Origin of the sequence: Bhargavaea beijingensis, from assembly GCF_900101985.1 — a bacterium.
In the GTDB taxonomy this organism is placed as follows: Bacteria; Bacillota; Bacilli; order Bacillales_A; family Planococcaceae; genus Bhargavaea; species Bhargavaea beijingensis.
Map to the genome: position 1 here is coordinate 127,762 of NZ_FNAR01000003.1, position 20,744 is coordinate 148,505.

Sequence of the window (20,744 nt, forward strand, 5' to 3'; positions counted from 1 at the left end):
AAAATGAAAGCATAAATAAAGGAGAAAAACATAGGCCTTTCTTCCGTTTCCCTAAAAAAACAAACAAACCGGAACAGACGGCAATTCCTGTTGCTCCGTTCCGGTTTACCTCTTTCTTATGCCATTTCAGGTACAGCTTCGCATAGTGCCCGTTCCAGTTCTTCGCGGTAGAGTAGTTCCTCTTCAGCGGACCAGCCATTGACTTCGGCCATTTTACGGATGACCGGCTCTTTCCAGGTGCGCACCCAATCAATGTCGAAGAAAAGGGCGCCCGTCCTGCGGATAAAGAAGTCGACCGGCTTGGCGGCCATTTCATGATGCATCGAATAGTTCAGGATCGCCTCCACTTCCTTCGGCAACTCCCCTTCTCCGGATTCTTTGACATAGGAGAAGACCTTCCCGGCATTTGTGCCGTAACGCCGAAGGATGGCTTCCGCAAATTCTCTTGGCAGGCCGGCCGCCACTCCTTCCGCAACCTTTTCTTTTACATAGGCAGGGAATTTTGCGGATCCGCCGACATCCCCTCCCGAAATCGGCAAGTCTCTTGTCCTGCACGCGCCGAATCCTCCGCCGAGCCGTTCCGCAATGCGGTCTACGACGCTTTCCGCCATTTTCCTGTAACCGGTGAGCTTGCCGCCTGCAATCGTAATCAGGCCGCTGTCCGACTCCCAGATTTCATCCTTCCGGGAGATTTCGGATTCTTTTTTCCCTTCTTCGTAAATGAGCGGGCGCACCCCTGCCCATCCCGACTCGACATCCTCAGGGGACACACTGACGTCCGGGAACATAAACCGGATCGCTTTCAGCAAGTAGTCCACATCTTCCGGCAGAGGGATCGGGTCGACCGGGTTTTGGTCGAAAAATGTATCCGTTGTGCCGACGTACGTTTTGCCATCCCGCGGAATCGCAAACACCATGCGCCCGTCAGGCGTGTCAAAATAAACGGCCTGCCGGAGCGGGAACCGGCTCTGGTCGAACACGATGTGGACACCCTTGGTGAGGCGGAGCTTTTTCTTGCCGGGGGCGTCTTTATCGCGCATCTTGTCACTCCACGGTCCTGTCGCATTCACGACCTTTTTCGCCCGGATCACAGTCTCGCCCCCAGCGATCCGGTCACTCACGCGAACCGAAGTGATCTTGCCGTTTTCATAGATATAGTCCTCTGCTTTGGCATAGTTTGCCGCAAGTGCTCCCTCACTGACCGCCGCCTTCAGGACTTCGATTGTGAGCCGGGCATCGTCTGTCCTGTATTCCACATAATAGCCGCCGCCTTTCAGGCCCTCTTTTTTGATGAGCGGTTCTTTTTTGAGCGTCTCATCGGCCGACAGCATTTTGCGGCGCTCGTCCTTTTTGACGCCGGCAAGGAAGTCATACACCCTGAGACCGATATTCGTTGTGAATGCCCCGAACGTTCCGCCTTTGTGGAAGGGCAACAGCATCCATTCCGGTGTCGTGACATGCGGGCCGTTTTCATAGACGATGGCCCGCTCCTTTCCGACTTCCGCCACCATCTTTACTTCAAACTGTTTCAGATAGCGTAATCCGCCGTGGACCAGTTTTGTGGAGCGGCTGGATGTGCCTGCAGCAAAGTCCTGCATCTCCACAAGGGCCACGCTCATGCCGCGTGTTGCTGCATCGTGGGCGATGCCTGCGCCCGTGATGCCCCCGCCAATCACGAGCAGGTCAAATTCCCGGCTGCCCATTTCTTCAAGCAGTTGTTTTCGTTTTATCGAAGAAAATTCCATTATCGGTTCCCTCCATCGGGTGATGATCTGAAAGCAACAAAAAAAGAGACCTGAAGCAGGCATGATGGTCTCCCCATCACGCGCATCAGGTCTCTCCGAGTCTCTCGACACATTCATTAACTTTGAGTCCATTATACCAAAACGCTGCCTGCAGAATCAATAAAACCGATTATTTGAAACGGATGGTCGCCTCGACGGCCTTTTTCCAGCCGCCGTAAAGCTCATCGCGCTTCGCTTCACTGATGGCAGGTTCAAACCGCTTTTTGACCTTCCACTGGGCGGAGATATCGTCACAGGAGTCCCAGTATCCTACGGCGAGGCCCGCCAGATAGGCTGCGCCCAGGGCTGTCGTTTCGCTGACTGCCGTCCGTTCGACGGGTACGCCGAGGATGTCACTCTGGAATTGCATCAGGAAGTTGTTGTTGACCGCGCCGCCGTCCACGCGGAGTGTTTTCAGCGGCAATCCCGAGTCTTTCTCCATCACGTCGAGCACATCTTTTGCCTGGTACGCCAGCGCTTCGAGGGTGGCACGGATAAAATGCTCTTTCGTCGTGCCCCGTGTCAGCCCAAATACCGCTCCGCGCGCTTCGCTGTCCCAGTAAGGCGTCCCGAGGCCGACAAAAGCAGGGACCATGTAGACCCCGCCGGTGGAGTCTACCCGCTCTGCGTATTCTTCACTTTGGGCGCTGTCTTTAAGCATGCGCATTCCGTCTCTGAGCCACTGGATCGCAGAGCCGGCGACGAAGATGCTGCCTTCCAGGGCATACTCCACTTTGCCATCAAGGCCCCATGCAAGTGTAGTCAGCAGGCCATGCTTGGAACGGACCGCCTTTTCCCCGGTTGTCATGAGCATGAAGCAACCGGTGCCATACGTGTTTTTCGCCATTCCTTCCTCATAGCAGGCCTGGCCGAAAAGCGCCGCCTGCTGGTCGCCCGCAACTCCTGCAATCGGAATCTGCTCACCGAAAAAGTGGTGGCTCGCCGTCTTTCCGAAGAGGTGTGACGACGGCTTCACTTCCGGGAGCATCATTGCGGGAATCTCCAGCATCTCAAGCAGTTCTTCATCCCACTTCAGCTCATAGATGTTATACAAAAGGGTTCTTGATGCATTGGAATAATCGGTCGCATGCACCTTCCCGTCCGTCAGCTTCCAGATCAGCCACGTATCAATGGTGCCGAACAGCAATTCTCCGCGTTCCGCCCGTTCCCGCGCCCCTTCCGTATGATCAAGCATCCACTTGATCTTCGTCCCGCTGAAGTAGGGATCGATGAGGAGTCCGGTTTTCTCCCTGACCGTCTCTTCATACCCCTTTTCCTTCAAGTCATTGCAAATATCGGCCGTCTGGCGGGACTGCCAGACAATTGCATGGCAGATCGGCTGGCCGGTTTTCTTATCCCAAACAACGGCCGTCTCGCGCTGGTTGGTGATCCCGATAGCGGCAATCTGTTTCGGGTTGACATCCGCCTCGGTGATCAGGGTGGTCACGACCGCCATGACTGATGCCCAGATTTCATTGGCATTCTGTTCGACCCAGCCAGGATTTCGGTAATACTGGTTGAACTCCTGCTGGGCAGAATGCACGGCCTCCCCTTCCTGATTAAACAAAATCGCCCTTGAACTGGATGTGCCCTGGTCGATGGATAAAATGTATGTTTCCATTTCCTTTTCCTCCGATATCACGTTTATTTCTTAACGGGACGGGGCGAGCTGACAGCAGGCCCCGGGCTTTGGCGGCCCTGCATCATCTTGGCCGCCGCCAGTGCCGCCGCGCATACGATCAACACCGCCCAAAAAGCGGGAGTGGGGTCTCCGGTGAATACCGCTCTATAGAATACGCCGCCAAGCGATCCGCCCAGAACCGGCCCTGCCACCGGGACCCATGAGTATTTCCAGTTGGATGGTCCCTTTCCGGCAAGCGGCAACAGGAAATGCGCAAGCCGGGGCCCGAAATCACGGGCGGGATTGATTGCATACCCTGTCGTGCCTCCGAGGGAAATGCCGATGGCCACAATGAGCAGCCCGACAATCAGAGGGTTCAAGCCCTCCGTGAATTCGTTGGCTCCGATCGAAAGGATCCCCACCACCAGGATGAAGGTTCCGATCATCTCGCTTATCAAGTTGGAGAAATAATCAGGGATGGCCGGACCGGTTGCAAATACGCCCAACTTCACGCCCGGGTCTTGCGTCTCTTTCCAATGTGGCAGGAAGTGCAGCATAACAGCGGCCGCCCCGATAAATGCGCCTGCCACTTGCGCAACGATATACCCCGGCACGTCAGCCCAAGGGAAGTCCCCGTTAAACGCAAGGCCGAGCGTCACTGCGGGGTTCAGATGGGCACCGCTGAACATCCCGACCGCATAAACCGCCATCGTGACTCCAAGCCCCCAGCCGATTGCGATGACGAGCCATCCGCTTTGAAATGCAAAGGTTTTTTTAAGATTGACATTGGCACAGACCCCCGCACCAAAAAGAATCAATATAGCGGTTCCAATCAATTCTCCCAGAAATGGATTCATTGCGGTCTCCCCCTTCGGTATGTCGGCACAACAAAAAACAGGGAAACCCACCATGCAACGGCAAAAAAACCCGCCGCTGCATTCAAAGTGAATCTCCCTGTTCTCCGTCATCCTATTAACTTAATGGAAATGATAACGCTTTCCGCTTTTGGCGTCAACCACAAGAATCCATCCCGGTCTCAGTTTTCGGAACCGGCGAATTGATGCCACAGTTCAGCATCGGATGTGGTGATGGCTTCGGCCCCTGCCTGAAGCGCGATTTCAACGTCTTCGGCAGTCCGGATCAGCCCTCCGGCAAAGATGCCGATGCCAAGCTTCTGTTTGATTTCCGTCAGCATCCAAGGAACGACACCGGGCATGATCTCTATATAGTCCGGCTTTGTCCGTTCGACGAGCTGATAGCTTTTCTCCAAGGCATGCGAGTCGATCAGAAACATCCGCTGAATGGAGAGGACGCCTTTCTGCTTCGCTTTCCGGATCACATTGGACTTGGTCGAAATGAGGCCGAACGGCTTGTACTCCTGGCAAATGTACTCCGTCGCATGTTCATCGCTTTTCAGCCCTTGAATCAGGTCTACATGATAAATCATTTTCTTGCCGCGGTCTTTCGCCATCTGCGCCGCATGCTTAAGTTGGGAAACATGCAGTTCCAGGAAGATCCCGACTTCATAGTCGCTTTCGAGAAATCGTTCAAATTCCCTCATGGTTGAGAACGCAGGCAGAATCTTTTGGGAACGGATCATGATTCTACTCCTCACTGTTCAATACGGACAGTTTATCATCGGCAGGAAGGACCGGCAATCCGGGACCCTCCCCGGCATCCTAACAGAAAAAGAACCGGCAGCTGCCGGTTCTCTCTGGTCAGGCGGTCGTTCCCTGGTGCTTCTTGACCGCCTCGTCAATTCTGTTCAATGCTTCTTCAAGCGTCTTCCTCTGGCAGGCCAGGTTCACACGGACGAAGCCTTCCCCGCCCGTGCCGAAGATATGGCCCTGATTCAGTCCGACTCTGGCTTCTTTGGCCATGAATGTCTCAAGTGCTTGGTTATCCAGACCGAGGGCTCGCGCGTTCACCCATGCAAGATAGGTCGATTCAAGCGAGTATACCTTAAGTTCCGGGATGTTCGCCTCCGTAAACTCCTTTAAGAAGGCGTAGTTGCCCCGCACATAGTCGAGGAGACCGTGAAGCCATGGCTCCCCGTGGCGGTATGCGGCGATCGTCGCGGCAGCGCCGATCGGCGAGGAGCCTCCGACCGCGAACTTTTCAAGTTGGTCGTCGAACGCTTTCCGGCGTGCCTCATCCGGGATTATAATGTTGGACGTATGCAGGCCTGCAAGGTTGAACGTCTTGCTCGGCGCAGTGCACGTCACGCTGATTTCGGCAAGCCCGTCCGAGATGCCGGCAAACGGCGTGTGTGGCTGGTCACCGAGAATCAGGTCACCATGAATTTCATCAGAGACAACCGTGAGGCCATGGCGCACACAGATGTCGCCAAGCTGCTTGAGCTCGTCCGGCGTCCAGACGCGTCCCGACGGATTCTGCGGATTGCACAGGAAAAGAAGCTTCGCGCCGCTTTCTCCGATCTTGGCCTCCAGATCATCAAAGTCCATTTCATAGCGGCCGTCACGGTCGATCAGCGGATTGTCGACCACTTTCCTGCCGTGGTTGTTGATGGCCTTCATGAAAGGATAATAAACAGGCGGCTGGACGATGACCGAATCTCCGTGCTCCGTATAGGCGAGTACGGCCATGTTCAGCGCGTTGACGACTCCCGGCGTCTGTGTGATCCACTCACCGTCGATTTCCCAGTCATGACGCTTTTTCATCCACTCTTTGACCGCTTGTTTGTATTCTTCGGAGCGGAGCGTATAGCCGAAAATCCCATGATCCGCGGCGTTCTTGATCGCCTCGACGACTTCATCGGGCACACGGAAATCCATATCCGCCACCCAGAGCGGCAGAACATCTTCCGATCCGAATAGCTCCTTCACGGCGTCCCATTTCGCACTTGCTGTCCCGCGTCGCTCGATTATTTCATCAAAGTTGTAAGCCAATATTGCTGCCCCCTTACCTAAATAAAGGAACCGGCCAAAGATTGCCCGTCAGCCGGCTCCGACTACTATACACTTTACCTCTTTTTGTCCTTCAATAGCCACTCCAGCTGTTTGAATTTACAGAACCGTGAACAAAAGCATAAGCGCCCGGAGCGCTTCGCAATAAGATCAAGAGAGAGGGACTAATGTTAGATGAATGTCTCAATACCTTTGCTAAATGTCTCGATTCACTCCATGAATGTCTCAATACTGTCGCTGAATGTCCCGATACTCTCGCACGCGCCCGGTCAACAACAATAAGGCCAGCCACTTACCGGGACTGACCCTTTCCACTCATGAATCCGTTGATCTCTTCAAGATTCGGGAGGGCGGGGATCCCGCCCCTTTTTGTGCAGGCAAGCGCGCCTGCCGCACCTGCGAATCGGCAGAATTCAATGAGGGCCGGGACTCCAGGGATGTTTTCCACAAAGCCGCCTTGAGTAAGCCGGTAAAGAAAAGCGCCCCAAAATGCATCCCCCGCTCCGGTTGCATCCACCCGCCGAACAGGGAAACCCGGAACTTCCGAGAATCGCCCTTCCGCGTAAAGCATGCTTCCCCGGCTGCCCCTTGTGACGATGATGACGGGGATTCCGAATTGCCGGTTTAACGCCCGGCAGGCGATTTTCACGTCTGGCTCATCCGCAATCAGCTCCAGTTCCTCCTCCGCCACTTTCAGATAGCGGACAAAAGGGAGAATGCCGCGGATATCAAAGAGCAGGCGATCAAGATCACCGATCAGCTTTTCCCGGATGTTCGGGTCGAACGAAATCGTCTTTCCCATCGTGGCTGCCCGCCGGACGGCAGACAACGTGGCACTGCGCGCCGGCTCTTTCGTCAGGGAGACGGAACCGGCATGAAGGAGGTCTGCCGCTTCAATCGCCGAATTGGGGATATCGGTTACCTCCAGCAGCGCATCCGCCCCCGGTTTCCGGTAAAAACTGAACGACCGCTCCCCATCGTCATCCAGATGGACAAATGCCAGCGTCGTATTCGCCTCGCCGGTCACCACGAGGCGAGATGCATCCACGCCTATTTCTTCAAGTGTCCGGGCCAGTACTTCCCCGAACCCGTCACGTCCCACTTTCGCAGCCAGGGATGCCTCGCCACCGAGCTTGGAGACCATCGCTGCCACATTCGCCGGCGCGCCGCCCGGGTTCTGCTCGAACAGCGGATCCCCCTTATCAGACAGTCCGTATGGCGTGAAGTCGATCAGCACTTCTCCAACTGCAAGAATTCCGGGCATAGTGTTCCTCCTTTTATCGGGCTTTAAAGAGCCGCTCTGCCTTTTCCCGTCCGTCCGCGATGCAAAGGCCGATGCCGACGCCGTGGAACGAGGCTCCCGCCACATGGATATCCGGATAAGTCTCGTCAAGGAACTGTTCCAGCTGTTCCACCGCTGCCCGGTGGCCGAGGCTGTATTTCGGCATGAGTCCGAGCCACGGCGTGACTTCCACCACCGACGGCTCCGCGTCCAGGCCGAGGCTTTCCTTCAGGTCCAGGCGTGCAAGAGCAACCAGTTCCTCCTTGTCCATCGAGGCGATCTCTTGGAATTTCGGGTTGGAGTTTTTGTAGAACAGCCGGGCGAGAAGACGGCCATCAGGTGATGTGTGCGGCCATTTCCTGCTTGTCCATGTGCACGCATCGCAGACGACCCGGCCGTTTCCGGCGTTGATGAATCCCGTCCCGTCCGTGGGCAGTTCGGAGTCCGGCAGATCGTAACCGAGGTACATCGTCAGGATCGAGGCGTTCGTGAAGGCATCGAACACTTCCCTTGGCGCTTCCCGGCCGAGAAGTCCGCGCACCTGGGAATCCGGCAGGGCAAGGATGGCTCCGTCGGCCTGAAGCTCCCCGTGGCCTTTAACCGTCACGGCATAGCCGCCCTCTCTTTTTTCGAGGCTCTCCGCCTTGGCCCCTTTCAGGATCCGCACGCCGGCCATTTCCTCTTCCATCCGGTCTATCAGAACCGACAGTCCCCCGTCGAACGACAGGAATTTCTTGTTCGACCGGGACTGGAATGTTTCCCGGTTCTCGCCGAGCCCGCGGATGATGCTTCCGTATTCGTTTTTGTAGTCCAGGAGATACGGCAATGTCGACCCGAGCGTCAATGAATCCAGTGATCCCGAGTAGACACCGGACAATACGGGTGCCACCTGGCGCTCGACCAGCTCATCACCGAGGAACGCTCTCAGAAATGAGCCGATCGGGCTGTCCTTTGTGAATCCATGCTCGGTCTCTTCGAAATCCTTAAGCGCCGCCCGCTTTCCCTCTTCAGAAACCAAGGTCGATGCCATCAGCGATTCTTCGTCCATCGGGATGCCGAACACCGTATCCGCCGGAATCGCATGCAGTTCCCCGTCCCGGTAAAGATAAGAAATGCCGGTCGCATTATGGACAACCCGGTCTCGGAGGCCGAGTTCTTCGACAAGCATGCCTACCGCCTCGTGGCGCGCCACAATCGAATCCGCCCCTGCTTCCATGATGAATCCGTCCTCATGCAGCGTACACAGCTTGCCGCCGAGCCGTTTTTCCGCTTCAACCAGTGTGATCCGGATGTCTTCTTGAGATTCCCCGGCAAGCTGATGCAGCCGGTGTGCAGCGGACAGGCCGGTAATGCCTCCGCCGATCACAATCAAATGTTTCATCATTACCCGCTCCTTTTAACTACTCTTAACGCAAGTGTACACCGGATCGTCTTGCTGATGCGACTTGCAGGCGGACAGATTTGTGACAGAGACCGGCCGATAAAGGGTAAAATAAAGGGGAACCAAATCGCCGATCCGAAACAGGAAAGGAAGAGACCGAATGCGGAATACACACAAAGTGACCATTGGAACCGTCACACGGGAACTGCCGCTTGTCTGGGTTTCCGAAGAACTCCGGATCGCCAATTTCGTCATCCTCGGCGACAGCGAAATCGTGGTAGAGGCAGCTTCCCTCATTGTGGACAAACTGCCGGAAGTGGACTTTTTCGTAACCGCCGAAGCCAAAGGCATCCCGTTCGCCCATGAAGTCGCCAAGCTCAAGGGAATGCCCCATTACATCGTGGCCAGGAAAAGCGTGAAAGCGTACATGGAAGAACCGCTGGTGGCTACCGTGACCTCGATCACCACTCAAAAACAGCAAAAGCTTGTCCTGGACGGCCCGGATGCGGAGCGGATCAAAGGGAAGCGTGTCGCCCTGATCGACGATGTCATCAGCACCGGCGACTCTCTGCGCGCGCTGGAAGCCCTCGTCACAGAGGCTGGTGCGGAAATCGTGGCCCGAGCCGCCATCCTGGCTGAAGGCGATGCGGCGGATCGCGATGACATTATTTATCTTGAAAAGCTGCCGCTGTTCCCGGCTGAATGAAATCCGTATAAAAAACAGGCGGTTCCGATCGGGCGGAACCGCCTGTTTCTGCCGGGGCGATGATTAACGTCCGTTCACACCCGCTCCGCCTCGCTGTTCAGATAGCGCCACAGATAGAATGTCGCATAGGCACGCCAGCCTTTCCACGGTTCGGCGAATGCCTCCACCTCCGGCAAGGTCGGCTTCCGGTCCATCCCCGCAACGAGCTTCAGCGCGTTATGAAGCCCGACATCAGCGGCCGGATAGGCATCCGGAGAGCGCAGGCAGCGCATAAGGACATAATTGGCCGTCCAAGGGCCGATGCCCCGGATGGCGGTAAGCCGGTGTTCGATCGCCCGGTCACCGCCAAGGGCCAGGAGCCCTTCCCTCGTGAGGTCCCCATCCGCAATCAGGCGCGCGATGCCGATGATGTATTCGCTTTTTCTGGCGGGGATCTTCAATCCGCGCAATGCTTCCGGTTCAAGCCCTGCCACTCTTTCCGCGGAAGGAAACAGATAATGGGTAACGCCATCCGCCTCGATGGCCCGGCCGAATGTCTCGACAAACCGCCGCTTCAGCACATAGGCGAACGAGACCGTGATCTGCTGGCCGAGAATCGCCCAGACGAACGTCTCAAACAGATCGGGGATTCCGACAACCCGAAGTCCGTGATGCAGGCGCACCGCATCCCGGAGAATCGGGTCCCGTTCACCAAGTTCGTAGAATGGCTCAAGGTTCCGGCCAAGGTCAAGCCAATCATGGACAAACCGTTCCACACCGGCTTTTGCCCCCTCCGTTGCTTCCCCGTCCACAGTCACCAGAATGCCGTCCGGATGCCCCTCTATCCGGAACAGAACCGGCTCTCCTTCCACGTCGATGGCACGGGTCACCCTGCCATCCCGGAGATGGAACATGCACTCATCCGCAGAGCGCGACAGATACTGCAGGTTCTCTGAAAAGCTGAAGTCATTTGATGTGCGGATGATTAACTGCCCATTTTCCATTTTCCCAACTCCTTTTCCTTATTGTACATCTTCTTAAATGCCAAAGAAAAACGACCCTCACGGAGAGTCGCATACCATTTAATCAAACCGTTTCTGCCTGTTTGGAAGGTATTGGATCCTGTTTCCCTATTCCTTCGGTAAAATGATCCGGTTTGAACTTTGCCTTTATCTGCATTGCCACTAAATAAACAATCACTGACGCGATGAGAGACTGGACAGCAGGTATTCCGAATGTGCTAACGTACTGAGTCAAGTATCCGACGAACGTACCGATAACCAGTGCAATCGTGGCCATCCAGTTCCATCCCTGCAGGTCTCGCCACTGCCTGCGGCGTATGAAGAAGAAATCTGCCATCATTACGCCGGCGATGGCTGGATAAACGAGTGCTGTCATATACAGGAAATCCATGAAATAGTCAAGGATGCCGGCTAGCGCAATCACGATTGCAATAATCGTCCCGCCTAACGTCAGGAGTGCCCGTCCCCTATTTGAGTTCACATTGCATAGATTTGCAAGCGCCAGACCCATGCTATAGTTATTGACAAGTTGGCTCGTCCATGTGGCGAACCACAGGATCAGGAAGCCCCAGACCGGAAATCCAAGGCTCATCATGACATTGACGATATCGGCATCTCCTACTCCAACCGACATGACCGCACCGACATAGAATAACGGGAAGCCAACGCCCACAATTCCAATTGGTATGAGAAGGTTATCCTTTATTCGCGGTTTCGCATACCGAGTGTAGTCGGCGGCAATGACCCACTGGGAGACATTAAGGCCGATGACGAGTGAAAGGTTCGCCAGGAATGTCATCTGGGGTTCAGGATTCCATGACATAATAGAATTCCATCCCGTATTTTTCAGGGCGTAATAAATACCTCCTGCTATGAGTAGAAGCCCTGCCGGGACTGCGATGTAATCCGTCCATTTCATGGAATTATAACCAATGATGGAAGGTATCGCGAACGCAAGTCCTGCAACGGTTGTAACCATCGCCCATGGCCAAAACTCGTTCACATAATCAATGCCGAACATTGCAGAAATAGCGTTTCCCGCAACCGCTGTCTGCAAGGCCCACCAGCCGAGTGACACGATAAAAATAGTCATCCCAACGATGAATCTAGCTTGGGCAGCTCCAAAACTGGTACGAGCGATAACCGAGGAAGAACGTCCGGTTTTGGCGCCCATGTATCCGGAAATTGCATTTCCAATCCATTGAATAAGGACCAGGGCAACCAGCAACACCCAGAAGATTTCAGACATGCCGAATGAACCAGCGAGTGTGGCTCCCACCATCAGGACGGGAATGGTAAATTCCAGCCCCCCGAAAATCATGGCTGGTGTCAGCCAATGTTGCCGTTTGTTTTCCGGAATAGCAGCCAATGCTTCATCTTTGCCGCCCCTTAGCGGTTTTGCATCTTCCATTCAATCCCCCCCTTTTCTGCTTATCCAACGAGCACAAAAACGAGTTCGCAATCTTCCTCTCCGTCGTTTGTTGCGATATGTTCTTCACCTTTAGGAATAAAAGTTGCATCCCCGGCACTGACCCGAATCTTTTCGCCTCCGACTTCAGTGACAAGCGAACCTTTGAGAATAATGGAATACTCATTCTCTGCATGTTTAGATACACCGGTAAGTGGCACCTTTTCCCCTGTCCGGATCACAACTCGACCGACCTTTACTCCGGCATCACCTACAGACTCCTGGAATACCGTTTTCATGGAGTACGACTCATTGCCCTCTTCGATTAGATCTGCAAGCTTTAGCACTTCCATCAGTTTTCCCTCTTTCCTGTAATACCATCGACCTGGAATGTTGTCGGATTTACTTTGACTCCATACTTCTCCTCTGCTTGAATGGCTGTCATATAACCATTCTTCACATCACGCGCCACTTGCTCGACGGGACGCTTGAGTGGATTCCCGTATCCTCCACCGGTTGCCGTCATTAGCTTGACGACATCGCCTTTGTCTAGCGGATAACGTGGGTACATGCCGAACGGCCCGTCCGTCGAACCGTCCTTTTTCTCAATGATAAACTCGTTTGGTGAGCCTTTTTCACCGCCATTCAACCCCCACGGATGGAACTTGTTCCTCCCAAACGTTGCAGAGACCATCTGCTTGTCAGTCATCGCTCGGTAACTTCGAATCACACCGGCACCACCGATGAATTCACCGGCCCCCATCCCGTCAGTCTTTAAGCTGTACTCGTCAATCATGACACCATATCGAGTTTCCGCGACTTCCACAGGCACGTTATATGTTTCCCCGTCACCGATGCAGAATTGGCCTCGAGCGCCGTCTTGACCGCGCGCTGCTCCCCATCCTCCGGCAGACGGTTCAACAATTAGAAACGGTTCGCCGTTTACATGATGATTACCGGAGAGCGTCACGGCACATACCGATAGAAGTTGGCCGGCCGGCAAGCGATCTGGCAGGTGGGAGGCGAGCGCTTGCATGACAACGTCAGCTCCTCCCTGCATGGCTTCCCAATAAACAGAAACCGGAGCCGGTCGTTCCGCTGACAGAATCGAAGCCGGGTCAGTAATGATTTCAAGCGGACGGAACACACCATCGTTAACATCTTGGGAAGGATTAGTGATTGCCAGGAAGACGGTGCGGACTGCCGAAACGAGACCGGTATAGGTAACGTTGACAGGTCCGGGAACTTGCGGATGTGATCCTCGAAAATCACAAATGAATTTATCTTCAGTAATAGTGACCTTTACCTGAACATGGAATGGTCCATTGCCGAATCCGTCATCATCTACGAAATCTTTCGCAAAGAACTCCCCCTTTGGAAGCTTCGCAAGTTCCTTCCTTGCCATCTGCTCACCATGATCAAGATAATTCTCAATCGCTGCCTTAACCGTCTGAGTGCCGTTCTTTTCACAAAGCTCACGCACACGTTTATCTCCGGTACGAATTGCTGCCACCTGAGCCCACAAATCTCCAAGTGACAGATTCGGGAAACGGACATTTGCCTCGATCATATCGATAATGGCCTGGTTAAGACGTCCTTCGTCATAAAGCTTGACGCATGGCAGTTGCAAACCTTCCTGGTAAATTTCTGTCGCATCATTGCTGAAAGAACCGGGATCCTTGCCCCCTACATCTGTCCAGTGAGCTTTATTGGCAGCAAATGCAATCAGCTCGCCGTCCACAAAAATCGGCATGACAAACCCGACATCGGACAAGTGAGAGCCACCGCCACCGTATGAGTCATTGATAATAATAATATCGCCAGGTTTCAGATCCCCTTCATTACCGAATTTTTTGAGGGTCTCCTTTACCATAAAGGTCAGCATCCCGATAAAACCTGTCACGCCATTTCCCTGAGTAAGCAGCTGGCCCTTTGCATCAGTCAGTCCACTCGCATAGTCAAGAACCTCATAAATAACCGGGCTCATGGATGTGCGTGCGAGCGTATGGAACATTTCCTCCCCAATAGCCACAAGAGAATCTTTTACAATCTCCAGAGTGAACGGATCCAACTTCTGATGTTCTTTAATCGCTGTCATCTCAGCGCACCTCCGTTTCAATGATCAGGTTTCCATAATCGTCAATTAATGCAGATTGTCCTGGGTAAATCACCGTCACTGCTGCCTGCTCCTCGATGATTGCCGGTCCATTGAATGTCATATCTGGTCCCAGTTTCTGGCGGTCATACACGTCTGTATCTACCCAACCTTCCTGTTCATAGTAAACTGGGCGATTTTCCTTAAGCGCCTCAGTCACAGAACCCACACCGGTCTCCAGTTTCTTGAGTGTTGGTTTCTCAATGGATCCAAATGCAGTCAGATGTAGGTTGACAATCTCCGTCTCAGCATCTTCAATTTTGAACGTGTAGTTTTTCTCGTGTAACTCATGAAAATCGCATATTAGCTGTTGGATGGATTCTTGCGTAATGGGACCAGAGACAAGTGGTACTTTGACCGTATGTTCCTGTCCGGCATATCGCATATCTGCAAATCGAAGAAGACGGATATTTTCTTTGGCTATCTTCTCTTCCTGGAATTGGGCCGTTGCAGTGTCTGCAAGCTCATCCCATTCATTATTGAATTTTTTAAGATCAAGTCCGTTTACACGCGCGATGTACGTCTGGATATAATCGTGGCGCAAATCTGTCATCAGCATGCCCCATGCGGAAAACACCGGAGACGCAATCGGCACGACAACCTTACCGACACCTAGCTCCTTGGCAAGTGCAGGTGCGTGCATAGAGCCGCCTCCCCCAAACGCGACAAGAGTGAAATCCCTGGGGTCATAGCCCTTCCTCACCGAAATCAGTTTTAGCGCGTTTAGCATATTGGAGTTGGCAATTCTGATGATACCGAGGGCTCCATCCTCCGGCTCCATACCGAACCGGTCTGCTACCTTTTCTTTAATGGCTTCTTTAACCCGTCCCATATCCACGTCATAATCAAAGTTTCCGGCGGACAAACGTCCGGTCAGCAAATTAGCGTCGGTAGTCGTCGGCTCTGTTCCACCTTGACCATATGCGACTGGGCCCGGGACAGAACCGGCAGACTGCGGTCCGACTTTTAATGCGCCGCCTTCGTCAATCCAGGCGATAGAGCCCCCGCCGTTACCGATTTCGACAATGTCAACAACCGGCGTCTTGATTGGATAACCGGCATTGTACTCGTCTTTTTCGATATAGTAATCTGTGGAAACTTTAACTTCACCGTCCGCGATCAGCGAGCATTTCGCCGTTGTTCCGCCGATATCAAACGCGATAATATTCTTTTCTCCGATGATTTCACCTAGGTATGCTGCCCCATATATCCCTGCAACAGGGCCCGACTCAACCATGTTAATCGGTGTCTGCTTTGCCTGCTCAAAAGTGGTAGTACCGCCATTTGACTGCATGATGTACCGGAGTTCGCCCGTGCCGAGTTCACCAAGTCTCCCATTTAAGCGGTTGATATACGACGAAGCGATCGGTTTCACATATGAGTTGAGCACTGCTGTGTTGGTCCGCTCGTATTCGCGCCACTCTTTTGTCACTTCATGGGATGCGGTGACAGCCACTTCTGGCCAGAGCTTTTCAATCAGTTCTACTGTTCGGATTTCATGTGCCGGGTTTTTATAAGCATGGAGGTAGGCAACAGCAATGGCATCGACGTTTTCCTTCTTGAAATAGTCAACCAGCTCTTTAATACGCTCCTCATCTAGTGGTAAGACTACTTCACCCAACTGATTCATTCGCTCCGATACTTCTTGCCGGAGATAACGCTCGACAAATGGTTCCGGCTTCTCATAGCGAAGGTTGAATAGATCAGGACGGTTGCCCCGTGCTATTTCCAATACGTCACGGAAGCCGGCAGTCGTAATAAGGCCGGTAGTAACGCCTGTTCGCTCAGTCAGCGCATTGATGATCACTGTCGTTCCATGGATAAAGGTCTGAATCGACTGCGGATCGACCTCGCTCTTGCTGATTACATCAATGACACCCTGCTCAAAGTTCGGTGGGGTTGTCGGACTCTTGGCAACTCCGATATTCCCTTCTCCATCCACATATACTAAGTCCGTAAACGTTCCACCAATATCAGTTGCCACTCTCATTCGTTTCTCCCCCTATAATCAATGTCAGAATACAACAGGTGTGACGATACTAAGCAATACGGCCTCTTCGTCCAAAAGGTTTTCCCAGCCGTGCGGAACTTGAGAAGGAAAATGAATGGTGTCTCCCTTGCGCACAATATACTCCGTGTCATCCAAGTGAATCAGTATGTTTCCTTTGACGACATAGTAAAATTCTTCGCCAGGATGAGAATCTAGCTCCTGCTTTACTCTTGGAGCAAGCTTCACCAAAATCGGCTCAAGCCCCCGTCCTTCAAACTCGCCATTAAGCCGGGCGTAAATGATCGGAGACCCCTCAAGCTGGAACGATTTTTGTTCCTCCTTCTTTAGAACATAATGCACATTATTATCCGTCAGAAAAAACTGACGGATTGGTACACTGAATGATTCGGCGATTTTTTTTAATGACGTGATGGCCAGCGAAGACGAACCGCGTTCCACTTGCGATAGAAAGCTGATGGACAAACCAGTTTTGTTGCTAAGATCCTTCAATGTATATCCGTTAGATTGCCGGAGACGTTTAATCTCTTTGTAAACCTCTTCCATAGACCCTCTCCCATAACCTATGACAAAAAATCGTAAAAATTGAACCTATATTGAATTAATTTCGATAATAGCATAAATAAAAATCAATTGAAAGAATAATTTCAACATTCAAGACAATATTTTTTCAACAAATAACGGATATTTCGCCTGGAAGTGCGAAATATCCGCTTCGTCTGTTGCACGTATATAGTTACTAAAAAATCGCGGGGGTTAGAATACATAAAAACGAGGATTCATCGTTTAGTGGATTTTCCCATGAATGAGGGAGGTTTGATGGAAAGTGAATAGTGTCGCCTTCCCTCATAAAGTATTCTTTCCCGTCTACCGTAAACAAGGCTCCCCCTTTCAGAACATAGTAAAACTCTTCACCCGGGTGCGAGTCTCTGACCTGTTTTTCGCCAGGAGCGAGCGTGACCAGAAGCGGTTCCAGGGTTCGGCCACCAAACTCCCCACTAAGCCGTGCATAGACAGCTGATGAGCCTTCCAAGCGGAACGGCTTTCGCTCGTCTGTTCTCAATAAATAATTATGGTTCTGCTCAGACTCAAAAAATTGGGTGATCGGAACACCAAATGCATCTGCAATTTTCTTGAGTGATGTAATTGCGAGAGATGAGCTACCACGTTCAACCTGTGATAGAAAACTGACAGACAGATTAGTTCGCTCGCTTAGTTCTTTCAATGTAAATCCCTGTTCCAGCCGAAGCCGCTTGATCTCTTGGTAGATTTCCTCCAATAGAATCCCCCCTAGTTACAGTCATTCCATAAAAATTACCGTAGCAATGAATTGCTATGATAGTACCAAATAATGTTATAGATAGGAAGTGGTTTATTTCAAAAGGAAAAAGACTGGTCCGCAACAGATGGGATCAGCCTTTCGTTAATCCATAATTTTTAACTGCATTCACTAACAAACGCCACTTCTCCCCGGCAAAGCGTCAGCCGGATATTCAACTCATCATCGGCCAGAATCAGATCCGCATCCTTGCCTTCACGGATGCCGCCTTTCCGGCCATCAACCCCGAGCTGGCGGGCCGGATTTTGTGATGCCATCTTCACGATGTCTTCCATTGTGACCCCGTCGATATCCAGCATTCGCCGGGCACCTTCGTTCATTTTCAGGATGCTGCCGGCAAGTGTTCCGTCCGCCAGTTCCGCGCGGTCTTCGGTCACCCTGACAGGCTGCCCGCCGAGTTCGTATTCCCCCGGCGAAAGCCCCTTGGCCCGCATGGAGTCGGTGATGAGGATGAGCCGGTCGGGTCCGATGTTCCGCCAGATCAGACGCAGCATCTGTTCCTCCACATGGATGCCGTCGGCAATCAGCTCCGCTTTCAGCGCATCCAGAAGAAAAGCCGCTCCAACCACGCCGACATCACGGTGATGGATGCCCGGCATCGCGTTGCACAGGTGGGTCACCTGGCTGACGCCCTGAACCTCGGCTTTCTTCATTCCGGTGAATCCCGTGTCGGTATGTCCTGCCGAGACGACCACTCCAGACTCGGCCAGCTCCCGGATCAATCCTCCCTCCGGGTCATGTTCCGGGGCCATTGTGATCACTCTGATCCGTCCGCCGGATAGCTGCTGCCACTTCCGGAACAGGCCGGGATCGGGTGCCACGATATAAGCTTCCGGCTGCGCGCCGGCACGCTTTTTCTCCACGAAGGGACCTTCCAGGTGCACGCCGAGCACTTCCGCCTGCCCCGGACGATTCGGATATTCCGCGACGTTTTCGAGCGCATTGCCGATCGCCTCATGGGCCTGGGTAATGGTCGTCGCAAGGAAAGACGTCGTCCCTTCTGCCGGCAGGAAGCGGGCTATCGTATCAAGTGCCTGTTCCGTCGCATCCATGACATCCGCCCCGTCCGCGCCATGGATATGGCTGTCGATAAATCCGGGGAGGACGTTCAGGGAAGAGGCGTCGATTTCCTTCGCCCCTTCAGAAAGTCTCTCCGGCCGAACGCCGGACACGCCGGCAATCTTGCCGTCCCGCACGAGCACATATCCGTTTTCCAGAACCCCTTCTTCAGCATATACGGTCGCTCCACTAATCAACATCGGTTCCATTTCTCTCATCCTTCCCGTGTCAGTACAATTTCCCTGAGATGCTGTCGGATACTTCTCGTTTCACCCGTTCCGCTTCTTCGTAATTTTTCATCGTCAGCCCGGTGCAGATCAGGTCGACCAAATACAGCTGGGCCACTTTCGATACGAGAGAACCGCTGTCCAGCGGGCTTTCCTTCGCTGACGTCAGGAGGATATGGTCGGCATACTTGGTCAGCGGAGATTTCACATAGTTCGTCAAAGCGACGACTCTCGCCTTTTTCTCCTTGGCGACACGGACCGCATCGACGATATCCTTTGTTCCGCCGGTGAGGCTGATCGCAATCACGACAGATTTTTCATTTAGCGAAGCCGCGCGCATCATCTGGAAGTGCGAATCGGTTACGACGCTCGTATGCTTCCCGATCCTCATGAGGCGGTGCTGCATATCAAGCCCGGCGATGCCGGATGAACCGATGCCGAAAATGACGACATCATCCGACCGGTCGATCGCTTCGATGCTTGAGGACAATTCGTCATGATTGACCACATTATGCGTATCGCGGATGGCTTGGACCATGTTTTCCCGGATCCGCTCAAGATACGTTTCTCCCTGGTCGGTCCCGGCTTCGGCAATCTCCCTGGCAAATAAAAACTTAAAATCCTGGAACCCTTTGTATCCGAGCTTCCGGAGAAAGCGGAGCGCCGTTGCCTCAGCAACCCCGCACGCATCCGAGAATTCGGTCAGGGAATGATAGATGACCTGTTCAGGATGTCCGAGAATATACGCATAGATTTTCTGTTCAGATTTCGTGAATAGGTGCTTATGCTGCTCCATGACAACGGATGGCTTTACATGGGTGAGCGGACTGTTCATCCTGCGCGCCCCCTTTCAGTTTTTCCGGCTTACCATGAAATGATGGGCCGCTCCGAGCAGGTTTGCCCGGTTGCCCTGTTCCGCCAAGCGGACTTCAAGCGCTTGGCGATGATTCGGCATGACTTTCTCCCGCAGGGCATTTTCGATCGCACGCCTGAGCATCTCGCCCTGTTCAGAAACGCCGCCGCCGATAATGATGCATTCCGGGTTAAACACATGGACAAGCGACTGGAGACCTGTTGCAATATCATCCACCCAACGGCCGAAAATCTCCAATGCTTTCTTTTCTCCATCCTTTACCAGCCTGAAGAACGCTTCAAGATCAGGCTTGCCCCCATACGCATCCCGGATCAGCCCGATGAGTGCCGAAGCCGAGGCGTACTGTTCATAGCAGCCTCTGTTTCCGCACGTGCACGGCTTCCCGCCCGGATACAGCGAAATGTGTCCGATTTCGCCGGCAGAATACGCAGACCCGGTGTAAAGACGGCCGTCCAAAAACAGCGCTCCGCCGATCCCTGTCCCGATCGTCATACAGACAAAGTTCCGGACGCCTCTGCCTGCTCCTTTCCAATGCTCGCCGAGCGCCGTGCAGTTCACGTCATTCTCGACCGTGACCGGCAGCCCCGTATGCCTGCTGATCCGCTCTGCGACTGGCGTCCCTGTGTAACCCGGGATATTGTCCGTGGCAAACACGACTGAACCGTTCCGGTTGTTGATCTGCCCTGCCGAGCTGATGGCAATTCCTTCTATTGTAAAACGTCCACGGAGTGCGTCGGAGATCTTGCATACTTTCTCAACGACCGCATTTCCTCCCCGCCACGCCTCCGTCGGCGCGGAATCATGGTGGATCAGCTCACCCGTCTCGCTGAGGACCCCATATTTAATGGACGTTCCGCCGATATCAATCACGCCAAGCACCATAGTCTTCCCTCTTTTCTGTTTCTATTGTTAGTCTCATTTCCACGATTGTCCATTGAAAAAGAGAAAAACCCGTGACAGGTTTTTCTCTTT

Annotated in this window: 18 protein-coding genes; 1 reads left to right on the forward strand and 17 read right to left on the reverse strand. The window is 53.2% G+C overall.

Annotation, left to right across the window (positions count from 1 at the left end; all coding sequences use genetic code 11):
* Positions 1 to 116: 116 nt before the first annotated feature.
* From BLT01_RS03845 to hemG, 7 genes are all read right to left on the reverse strand, one after another.
* A complete protein-coding gene (locus BLT01_RS03845; protein WP_092094774.1) occupies positions 117 to 1,745 on the reverse strand; it encodes a glycerol-3-phosphate dehydrogenase/oxidase in 1,629 nt (542 codons plus the stop codon).
* 169 nt (positions 1,746 to 1,914) lie between these two features.
* The gene (glpK, locus tag BLT01_RS03850; protein WP_092094776.1) at positions 1,915 to 3,405 is read right to left on the reverse strand and encodes a glycerol kinase GlpK; all 1,491 of its coding nucleotides are present in this window, start codon (positions 3,403 to 3,405) and stop codon (positions 1,915 to 1,917) included.
* A 23-nt stretch (positions 3,406 to 3,428) separates the two neighbouring features.
* Positions 3,429 to 4,262, reverse strand: a complete 834-nt coding sequence (locus BLT01_RS03855) for an MIP/aquaporin family protein (RefSeq protein WP_092094778.1) — start codon at positions 4,260 to 4,262, stop codon at positions 3,429 to 3,431.
* A 179-nt stretch (positions 4,263 to 4,441) separates the two neighbouring features.
* A complete protein-coding gene (locus BLT01_RS03860) occupies positions 4,442 to 5,005 on the reverse strand; it encodes a glycerol-3-phosphate responsive antiterminator (RefSeq protein WP_092094780.1) in 564 nt (187 codons plus the stop codon).
* 118 nt (positions 5,006 to 5,123) lie between these two features.
* Entirely contained in the window at positions 5,124 to 6,314 is a 1,191-nt protein-coding gene (locus BLT01_RS03865) for a MalY/PatB family protein (RefSeq protein WP_092094782.1), read from the reverse strand.
* Between the two features lie 310 nt (positions 6,315 to 6,624).
* Positions 6,625 to 7,596: a carbohydrate kinase family protein gene (locus tag BLT01_RS03870; RefSeq protein WP_092094784.1), complete on the reverse strand. Its 972-nt coding sequence runs from the start codon at positions 7,594 to 7,596 to the stop codon at positions 6,625 to 6,627.
* 13 nt (positions 7,597 to 7,609) lie between these two features.
* Complete coding sequence (gene hemG, locus BLT01_RS03875; protein WP_092095001.1) at positions 7,610 to 8,995, reverse strand: protoporphyrinogen oxidase; 1,386 nt, start codon at positions 8,993 to 8,995, stop codon at positions 7,610 to 7,612.
* Between the two features lie 160 nt (positions 8,996 to 9,155).
* Here hemG and BLT01_RS03880 point away from each other — a divergent pair, with 160 nt between their 5' ends.
* Complete coding sequence (locus tag BLT01_RS03880; protein ID WP_092094787.1) at positions 9,156 to 9,701, forward strand: phosphoribosyltransferase family protein; 546 nt, start codon at positions 9,156 to 9,158, stop codon at positions 9,699 to 9,701.
* Between the two features lie 74 nt (positions 9,702 to 9,775).
* Here the strand turns inward: BLT01_RS03880 and BLT01_RS03885 are convergent, their stop codons facing one another.
* The 10 genes from BLT01_RS03885 to BLT01_RS03930 form a co-directional block, all read right to left on the reverse strand.
* A complete protein-coding gene (locus BLT01_RS03885; protein WP_092094789.1) occupies positions 9,776 to 10,684 on the reverse strand; it encodes a DNA-3-methyladenine glycosylase family protein in 909 nt (302 codons plus the stop codon).
* A gap of 82 nt (positions 10,685 to 10,766) precedes the next feature.
* A complete protein-coding gene (locus BLT01_RS03890; protein ID WP_092094791.1) occupies positions 10,767 to 12,113 on the reverse strand; it encodes a purine-cytosine permease family protein in 1,347 nt (448 codons plus the stop codon).
* A 20-nt stretch (positions 12,114 to 12,133) separates the two neighbouring features.
* Positions 12,134 to 12,463, reverse strand: coding sequence for a cupin domain-containing protein (locus BLT01_RS03895; protein ID WP_092094793.1), 330 nt, complete (start codon positions 12,461 to 12,463; stop codon positions 12,134 to 12,136).
* Positions 12,463 to 14,208 (reverse strand): hydantoinase B/oxoprolinase family protein, encoded by a 1,746-nt coding sequence (locus tag BLT01_RS03900; RefSeq protein WP_092094795.1) that lies wholly within the window; start codon positions 14,206 to 14,208, stop codon positions 12,463 to 12,465. Before BLT01_RS03900 ends, BLT01_RS03895 begins: the two co-directional genes overlap by 1 nt.
* A gap of 1 nt (position 14,209) precedes the next feature.
* A complete protein-coding gene (locus BLT01_RS03905; RefSeq protein ID WP_092094797.1) occupies positions 14,210 to 16,255 on the reverse strand; it encodes a hydantoinase/oxoprolinase family protein in 2,046 nt (681 codons plus the stop codon).
* Positions 16,256 to 16,279: 24 nt separating this feature from the next.
* A complete protein-coding gene (locus BLT01_RS03910; RefSeq protein WP_092094799.1) occupies positions 16,280 to 16,819 on the reverse strand; it encodes a helix-turn-helix domain-containing protein in 540 nt (179 codons plus the stop codon).
* A gap of 193 nt (positions 16,820 to 17,012) precedes the next feature.
* The gene (locus tag BLT01_RS03915) at positions 17,013 to 17,552 is read right to left on the reverse strand and encodes a helix-turn-helix domain-containing protein (protein WP_092094801.1); all 540 of its coding nucleotides are present in this window, start codon (positions 17,550 to 17,552) and stop codon (positions 17,013 to 17,015) included.
* A 158-nt stretch (positions 17,553 to 17,710) separates the two neighbouring features.
* Entirely contained in the window at positions 17,711 to 18,880 is a 1,170-nt protein-coding gene (nagA, locus tag BLT01_RS03920) for an N-acetylglucosamine-6-phosphate deacetylase (protein WP_092094803.1), read from the reverse strand.
* A gap of 19 nt (positions 18,881 to 18,899) precedes the next feature.
* Complete coding sequence (locus BLT01_RS03925) at positions 18,900 to 19,733, reverse strand: MurR/RpiR family transcriptional regulator (RefSeq protein ID WP_092094805.1); 834 nt, start codon at positions 19,731 to 19,733, stop codon at positions 18,900 to 18,902.
* Positions 19,734 to 19,748: 15 nt separating this feature from the next.
* Positions 19,749 to 20,654, reverse strand: coding sequence for an ROK family protein (locus BLT01_RS03930; RefSeq protein WP_092094807.1), 906 nt, complete (start codon positions 20,652 to 20,654; stop codon positions 19,749 to 19,751).
* Positions 20,655 to 20,744 lie beyond the last annotated feature (90 nt).

Coding starts and splice junctions, on each gene's coding strand:
- BLT01_RS03845 (WP_092094774.1), bottom strand. CDS start 1,745: ATGGAATTTTCTTCGATAAAACGAAAACAACTGCTTGAAGAAATGGGC.
- glpK (WP_092094776.1), bottom strand. CDS start 3,405: ATGGAAACATACATTTTATCCATCGACCAGGGCACATCCAGTTCAAGG.
- BLT01_RS03855 (WP_092094778.1), bottom strand. CDS start 4,262: ATGAATCCATTTCTGGGAGAATTGATTGGAACCGCTATATTGATTCTT.
- BLT01_RS03860 (WP_092094780.1), bottom strand. CDS start 5,005: ATGATCCGTTCCCAAAAGATTCTGCCTGCGTTCTCAACCATGAGGGAA.
- BLT01_RS03870 (WP_092094784.1), bottom strand. CDS start 7,596: ATGCCCGGAATTCTTGCAGTTGGAGAAGTGCTGATCGACTTCACGCCA.
- hemG (WP_092095001.1), bottom strand. CDS start 8,995: ATGAAACATTTGATTGTGATCGGCGGAGGCATTACCGGCCTGTCCGCT.
- BLT01_RS03880 (WP_092094787.1), top strand. CDS start 9,156: ATGCGGAATACACACAAAGTGACCATTGGAACCGTCACACGGGAACTG.
- BLT01_RS03885 (WP_092094789.1), bottom strand. CDS start 10,684: ATGGAAAATGGGCAGTTAATCATCCGCACATCAAATGACTTCAGCTTT.
- BLT01_RS03890 (WP_092094791.1), bottom strand. CDS start 12,113: ATGGAAGATGCAAAACCGCTAAGGGGCGGCAAAGATGAAGCATTGGCT.
- BLT01_RS03895 (WP_092094793.1), bottom strand. CDS start 12,463: ATGGAAGTGCTAAAGCTTGCAGATCTAATCGAAGAGGGCAATGAGTCG.
- BLT01_RS03900 (WP_092094795.1), bottom strand. CDS start 14,208: ATGACAGCGATTAAAGAACATCAGAAGTTGGATCCGTTCACTCTGGAG.
- BLT01_RS03905 (WP_092094797.1), bottom strand. CDS start 16,255: ATGAGAGTGGCAACTGATATTGGTGGAACGTTTACGGACTTAGTATAT.
- BLT01_RS03910 (WP_092094799.1), bottom strand. CDS start 16,819: ATGGAAGAGGTTTACAAAGAGATTAAACGTCTCCGGCAATCTAACGGA.
- nagA (WP_092094803.1), bottom strand. CDS start 18,880: ATGGAACCGATGTTGATTAGTGGAGCGACCGTATATGCTGAAGAAGGG.
- BLT01_RS03925 (WP_092094805.1), bottom strand. CDS start 19,733: ATGAACAGTCCGCTCACCCATGTAAAGCCATCCGTTGTCATGGAGCAG.
- BLT01_RS03930 (WP_092094807.1), bottom strand. CDS start 20,654: ATGGTGCTTGGCGTGATTGATATCGGCGGAACGTCCATTAAATATGGG.